The organism is Pseudoalteromonas sp. (genome assembly GCF_041629635.1).
GTDB lineage: Bacteria > Pseudomonadota > Gammaproteobacteria > Enterobacterales > Alteromonadaceae > Pseudoalteromonas.
Genome location: NZ_JBFKMX010000168.1, coordinates 1 through 6688, shown reverse-complemented (window position 1 = coordinate 6688; position 6688 = coordinate 1). Strand labels below are relative to the sequence as shown.

The window sequence follows — 6688 nt, the reverse complement described above, 5'->3', positions numbered from 1 at the left end:
TGCGGTGCGCATAAAAAAACGATGGTTTTCACGGTCTACAAATTCGTCGTTGCGAATAATATTAAGCTTATGCTCAAAACAGAGATTAGTTATTTTAGCGATAAGGCCTGGTTCATCAGGGCATTCTGCCAGCAGTACTTTTTTCATGGTTCCTCGTTCCAGACAGCAAAAGTAATGGGTGTATATTTATATATTTTAATTATGTAATCAATAAAAAATATTAATAAATGGTTTGAGGGTATTTTCAGTAAATTTTGTTTTATAATTTTTCGTTTTTTTGCGTTAAAACTAGCTAACCATTTCTGACAAATGCCTACATATTTTCGCTACTAAGCATTCTACTAGCCTTAGTTTATTTTTGAAAAGGAAGCACAAAATGGCAGTTTCTAAAATAGCGCGCATGTTAGCCGTTGTATCTCTTATTTCATCAACAGCCGTGTTTGCAAATATCGCAGAGCAAACAGAACTTAAAAGGCATACTTTTGGCGGGAAAGTTGCTGTTGGTAATGTTGAGCTTAAGAGTTCACCTGATGAGGATTACACTTACTTTTACTCTTACTACAACTATAAATTCAATCAAACACTGTCATTTGAAGTGGGATTTAATTTTGGTATTGCTGCAAGTGACTGAGAATATGAAGATTATTGATAATGGCTTTACTTGCCGCGACCGCAATGACTCAATGTTTAATATTGGCGCAGATGAACTAGAAGTAACAAATTTAGTGCTTGCAGGTAAAGCCGCTGTGCCGCTTTTAAAGCGAAACAGTTTATACGCGAAAGTCGGTGCTAATTTTTATGATTATGAAATTTCGCGAGACGACAAGTTATTGCTGGATGACTCAGATTTAGAAGCAGGTTGGCAATACGTTTGGGATTTTGGTTTAGGAATGGATGCAGGTGATCAGTATTTTGATATGGGTGATCTTGACTCGACATCACTTGCTATCGGCGTTAACTACCAGTTTTAATTGTAATGCTTAGAATTTAGGTTTCAGAAGTAACCGTCTGAAACCTAAATGATTCAATTACCGGCTGGTGTGTTTTATTAGCGCTTTTAACTTTGCAGGCTTAACTGGCTTACTCAAATAGTGAATGCCTTTTTCTTTGGTACTGCGTTTTAACCCATCATCGCGTACTGCCGTGATGAGTACCGCAGGAATTTTACTTTGCCAGTGCGTTCTTAACTTTTCAATAAGCGAGACGCCATCCAATTCATGGCTCAGTTGGTAATCCATCAAAATTAAGTCAGGAGCCTCGTTTTCATTAGCAAACGTCAGAACATTTTCAACAGCATTAAAGGCACTGTATTCACAACCCCATTTGCGTATTAAGGCACCCATGGCATCTAAGTTTTCTTGCTCGTCATCAACAATTAATACATTAAGCATTTGTTTATTATCAAGGATGACTTTTTTGGATGTTTTCTCTTGGACTGATTTAATGTCTCCATAAGGCACTTCAATTGCAAAACAACTGCCTTTATTGGGCGTTGATTTTAGATCGAGCTTTAATGACATCATATCAGCCATACGCTTTACCACGCCAAGCCCTAGACCAAGGCCTTTATTGTCGTTGTTTTGAATGCGGTAGAAATCATTAAACACTTTTGCTTGTTCAACTTCACTGATGCCTGGGCCGGTATCCCATACTTCAATTCGTAACTCATGTTTACGCTTACGACAGGCAACCAGTACTTTACCTGTTTCTGTGTATTTCACTGCATTTGATACCAAGTTTTGAATAATACGGCGTAAATAGGTGGTATCTGCATGCACGATTGCGTCATTGTTGCGTACTTTAAAGTTAAGGCCTTTTTCCTTGCTTAAAATAACATACTCGTTACTGAGCGGCCCTAAAATGTCGTTAATAGGAAAGTGTCGCGGGGTAGGGGTCATTGCGCCTTGTTCTAACTTAGCTATTTCAAGTAATCCTGACATTAAGTGCACGGTTGAATCTAAACTATCACCCAGTTTTTCCATGGTACTGAGATTGCTATCTGAAAGCTCGCTTTGGTCAACCGCCGCTAAATATAATCTAGCAGCGTTTAGAGGCTGTAAAATATCGTGCGAAGCAAGCGCTAAAAAGCGTGTTTTACTGTCATTCGCTTTTTCTGCTTCAAGTTTTGCTTGATTAAGTTGTGCTTCGGTTTCAATGCGCTTTTCAATCTGAGCTTCTAAATCTTCATTGATCGAGCGAATCTCTAAAGTGCGGGCTTCAATGCGATTTTCGAGGTCAATATTGACCTCTTCCAGTGCATTTTGCGTTTCTATGTGCGCAGTAATATCGGAAAAGCAGGTTACAAAGCCGCCATCGGGCAGTGGGTTACCAATCATTTCGATTACTTGGCCGTTGCGTCTGCGGCGAATAAAGTGATGCGATGTGCCGTTGCGTAAGTGCTGCACGCGTTTATTTACTTGCGCTGCTATTTCACCTGGACCACATTCGCCTTTGCTCACGTTATGGCGAATCACTTCTTCAATCGGCTGGCCTACTTCTAAAAAGCCTTCTGGGTATTCGAAGAGCTCGGTGTAGCGTCTATTCCAAGCAACTAGTTTTAAATTTCTGTCAACAACGGAAATACCATGGCTGAGATTTTCCAGTGAGGTAAATAGTAAGTTTTGGTTAAACTGAATGGCTTGAGTGGTTTCATCAAAGAAGTTTACGACTTCTTCAAACGCCATTTGTTTGCCAGAAATAACCGCACCAATTAATACTCGAGCAGAAGATGCACCAAGTACACCAGTAAGAGCGCGCTCACAAAAGTCGACAAAGTCAGGTGTGGGCGTATCGTTATCATCGGCAAAGTCATGCTTCATGGTGTAACGCACAATTAGTTGTTTAGAACGTTGAATACCTAAAAAGGTTTGTAATAACACTTTTAAGTCATATACCGTCGCATTAATCTGCTTATTGTGTTGTTTAACCAGCTTTAACTGCTCTTTTGGATTTACAAAAGCAGCTGCTTGCATACGGTCAACCAAGCGTTCGTTAGCGCCAAGTGAGAAGGTAATATAACAAATTATATTAGCGATGAGTGCGACAAAAGTACCTTGTGTAATCACATTTTGCTGCATCGTGGTATTAGTAATGACGCCCCCTTCAAAAAGCGGTAGCATTAAAAATAGCATCCAACAGGCAAAGCCCGCTAGTAAGCCTGCATACACACCATTTGCATGACCCTTACGCCAATAAAGTCCGCCAACAACAGCAGGTATTAACTGGGTTACGAGGGAAAATGCCACAAGCCCCATACTGGCAAGGGCGGCTTGGTTACCAAATAACTGTTGGTAGAGATAAGAGAGCCCTAAAATGGCCGCAATGGTTAAACGACGAGTTAACAAAATACGGCGTTTGTAGCTGGTGGTTATTAAATTACGTTTAAATTTACGTCGCAGCATCAGTGGCAGCACCACGTCGTTTGAGATCATAGTGCTGAGTGTTAGTGTTGCCACTACAATCATCGCAGTAGCAGCAGATAAACCACCAATAAATACCAAGGTTGATAAGAAGGTGCTCTGCTGGGCTAGTGGCAGCGCTAATACGAAGCTATCAGCAGCCGCGTTACCACCAATTTGTGGGTGCATAGCTGCAGTTGCAATGGGGATAATAATCCCAGCGGTAAGTAATAAATATAGTGGAAACGCCCAGCGCGCGGTTTTTAAATGATTGATATCTTGGTTATCGACTACGGTTACATGGAACTGGCGCGGTAAGCAAATAACTGCTGCGGCAGCCATCAATGATTGTGCAACAAAGTTGAAACTGAAAAAATCTTCTTTTTGCCACTGACCAAAAGCAATTTGCGTTACAAAGTAATCCCACATACCATCTTGGTAGTTGGTGAAAACATAGTATGAAAGTCCCGCAACTGCTGCGAGTGCAATCAATTTTACAATCGACTCAAACGCCACAGCTAACATTAAACCTGAGCGGTACTCGGTAACATCCACTTTACGCGTTCCAAAGTAAATGGCAAAAATTGCCATAATCAGAGTGCCCATTAAGGCCATCATGCTGCCTGATATTTCGCTGTTGCTTTGTAAGAGCACAAAGCTGGTACTGAGTGCTTTAAGTTGTAGTGCAATGTAAGGAATAGTGGCTAGTAACGCGATAAAAGTAACTAGGATGGCGGTAACTTGCCTTTTGCCATAGCGCGCTGAAATAAAATCGGCAATGGTCGTGATATTCTGCTTTTTACTTACCAAAATCATTTTACGTAAAAAGCTGTGGCCAAAAAGAAATAATAGCGATGGGCCGAGTAAGATGGGCAGATAACTCCATCCTGAGTTAGCTGCGGTTCCTACTGCACCGTAAAATGTCCATGAGGTACAATAAATACCTAGCGCAAAAGAGTAAACAAATGGGTGGTGACTAATCTTTTTTGCCAAAGCAGTGGTTTTATCTCCCCAGTTGGCGAGCCAAAACAGCACGCCAATATAGGCTAAGGCAACAAAAATTAGCGCGATTGTCATAGTAACTCTTATTTTTCTTATCTGAAGTTAAGCTAATTTATCATTTTTTGATGAAACTGTGCATAGCAATAAAATAACAGTAAATGCTTGAATTTACTTAATCAATATGGAACTTGCCAAACATATTCGACTAATGTCGTACGTACTGCTAAAAAGTACTAGTTACGTTTACGTAAACGTAACTCTGATGCCCTTGAAAGCCTTAATTTTACTCGTTTTAGCTTAACTAATGTTCACAAATGTTTTTGCTTATCCACTTAAGTAAACAAAATGTTACGACTAAGGTCGCACTTTAATCTTGCGTTTGCGTTGCTAGAGTCAATGATGACGATTAATTAACGTGCAATTTTGCATGACTAGGGGATATAAAAATGGCTTTTAAAGATAATGACCAAGCCAAAGCATATTGGGCGGAGAATCTTTCGCTGGTGCTAAAGCTATTAGCTGTATGGTTTGTCGTTGCGTATGGTTGCGGCATTTTATTTGTCGATGCGCTTAACGAAATCCGTTTCTTTGGTTTTAAATTAGGTTTCTGGTTCTCTCAGCAGGGCGCCATTTATACCTTTGTTGCCCTGATTTTTGTTTACGTACGTAAGATGACTGCGCTAGACAAAAAGTACGGCGTTGACGAGTAAGGAGAATAATAATGGACGTTCAAACGCTAACTTTTATCATCGTAGGTGCAAGCTTTGCAATGTACATTGCCATTGCAATATGGGCACGTGCGGGATCAACTAAAGAATTCTATGTTGCTGGCGGTGGTGTACCACCGGTAGCAAATGGTATGGCAACTGCTGCTGACTGGATGAGTGCTGCATCATTTATTTCTATGGCGGGTATTATCTCGTTCGTAGGTTACGACGGTGGTGTATACCTTATGGGTTGGACCGGTGGTTATGTACTACTTGCCCTATGTTTAGCACCATACTTACGTAAGTTTGGTAAATTTACTGTACCAGATTTCATTGGTGACCGTTATTACTCGCAAACAGCGCGTACGGTAGCGGTTATCTGTGCAATCTTTATCTGCTTTACTTACATTGCTGGCCAAATGCGTGGTGTAGGTGTTGTATTTTCTCGCTTCTTAGAAGTTGATATCGAAACCGGTGTTTACATTGGTATGGTAATCGTATTCTTCTATGCAGTATTAGGTGGTATGAAAGGTATCACTTATACGCAAGTTGCTCAGTACTGTGTACTGGTATTTGCATACCTAGTGCCTGCAATTTTTATCTCATTGATGATGACAGGTCACGTACTACCGCAAACAGGTTTTGGTGCAACATTAACTGATGGTTCAGGAATGTATGTACTTGATAAGCTTGATGGACTCAGTGCCGAACTCGGATTTGCCCAATACACCGAAGGGTCTAAATCGATGATCGATGTATTCGCAATTACAGCTGCATTAATGGTAGGTACTGCGGGTCTTCCTCACGTAATCGTTCGCTTCTTCACTGTGCCTAAAGTAAAAGACACACGTATTTCAGCGGCTTGGACATTAGTATTTATCGCAATTGTTTACACTACAGCTCCTGCTGTTGCATCGTTCGCTCGTGTAAACTTAATTGACACAATTAATGGTAAAGACGGCAGCGGTACAGAATACGCAGAAGCACCAACTTGGGTTAAAAACTGGGAGCGTACTGGCTTAATCACATTCGAAGATAAGAATGGCGATGGCAAAATGCAGTATTCAGCAGGCAAAATGGAAGATCCTAACAGTGCAAACGAAGTTAAGATTGACCGTGACATCATGGTACTTGCAAACCCTGAGATTGCTGACTTACCAGCATGGGTTATCGCATTAGTTGCTGCTGGTGGTATTGCTGCGGCACTTTCAACAACAGCTGGCTTACTACTTGTTATTTCAACCTCGGTATCGCACGACTTACTGAAGCGTACTTTGAATCCAAATATCAGTGATAAACAAGAGCTTATTGCCGCGCGCCTTGCAGCAATGATAGCGATTACCATCTCTGCTTACTTTGGTATTAATCCGCCTGGATATGTAGCCGCGATTGTGGCATTCGCCTTTGGTCTAGCTGCATCGAGCTTCTTCCCGACGCTGCTAATGGGTATTTTCTCTAAGCGTATGAATAAAGAAGGTGCGATTGCAGGTATGATTGCAGGTATTGTGTTCACCGCTGGTTACATCATTTACTTCAAGTTTGTAAACCCAGGTGCGAACGTTCCTGCTAACTGGTTATTTG

At 41.1% G+C, this 6688-nt stretch carries 6 protein-coding genes; 4 read left to right on the top strand and 2 right to left on the bottom strand.

What is annotated here, in order from left to right; all coding sequences use genetic code 11:
- Window positions 1–147, bottom strand: a 147-nt coding sequence (locus ABYD77_RS16880; RefSeq protein WP_372771267.1) for an ACT domain-containing protein, incomplete at its 3' end; no start/stop codon positions are given.
- Window positions 148–376: 229 nt separating this feature from the next.
- Here ABYD77_RS16880 and ABYD77_RS16875 point away from each other — a divergent pair.
- Together ABYD77_RS16875 and ABYD77_RS16870 are read left to right on the top strand one after the other, a co-directional pair.
- Window positions 377–631 (top strand): hypothetical protein, encoded by a 255-nt coding sequence (locus tag ABYD77_RS16875; protein ID WP_372771266.1) that lies wholly within the window; start codon window positions 377–379, stop codon window positions 629–631.
- A gap of 4 nt (window positions 632–635) precedes the next feature.
- Window positions 636–971 carry a hypothetical protein gene (locus ABYD77_RS16870; RefSeq protein WP_372771265.1) on the top strand — a complete coding sequence of 112 codons (336 nt, stop codon included), beginning with the start codon at window positions 636–638 and terminating at the stop codon, window positions 969–971.
- Window positions 972–1028: 57 nt separating this feature from the next.
- On the opposite strand, the gene ABYD77_RS16865 is transcribed toward ABYD77_RS16870, so the two are convergent.
- Window positions 1029–4475 (bottom strand): PAS-domain containing protein, encoded by a 3447-nt coding sequence (locus ABYD77_RS16865; protein WP_372771264.1) that lies wholly within the window; start codon window positions 4473–4475, stop codon window positions 1029–1031.
- A 371-nt stretch (window positions 4476–4846) separates the two neighbouring features.
- Between ABYD77_RS16865 and ABYD77_RS16860 the strand changes: the two genes are divergently transcribed.
- Window positions 4847–5110 (top strand): DUF4212 domain-containing protein, encoded by a 264-nt coding sequence (locus ABYD77_RS16860; RefSeq protein WP_372771263.1) that lies wholly within the window; start codon window positions 4847–4849, stop codon window positions 5108–5110.
- An 11-nt stretch (window positions 5111–5121) separates the two neighbouring features.
- On the top strand, window positions 5122–6688 hold a 1567-nt coding region (locus ABYD77_RS16855; protein ID WP_372771262.1), incomplete at its 3' end, for a sodium:solute symporter family protein.

Excerpts from the sequence above, each read along its gene's own strand:
- ABYD77_RS16860 (WP_372771263.1), top strand. The coding sequence starts at position 4,847 with ATGGCTTTTAAAGATAATGACCAAGCCAAAGCATATTGGGCGGAGAAT.
- ABYD77_RS16870 (WP_372771265.1), top strand. The coding sequence starts at position 636 with ATGAAGATTATTGATAATGGCTTTACTTGCCGCGACCGCAATGACTCA.
- ABYD77_RS16875 (WP_372771266.1), top strand. The coding sequence starts at position 377 with ATGGCAGTTTCTAAAATAGCGCGCATGTTAGCCGTTGTATCTCTTATT.
- ABYD77_RS16865 (WP_372771264.1), bottom strand. The coding sequence starts at position 4,475 with ATGACAATCGCGCTAATTTTTGTTGCCTTAGCCTATATTGGCGTGCTG.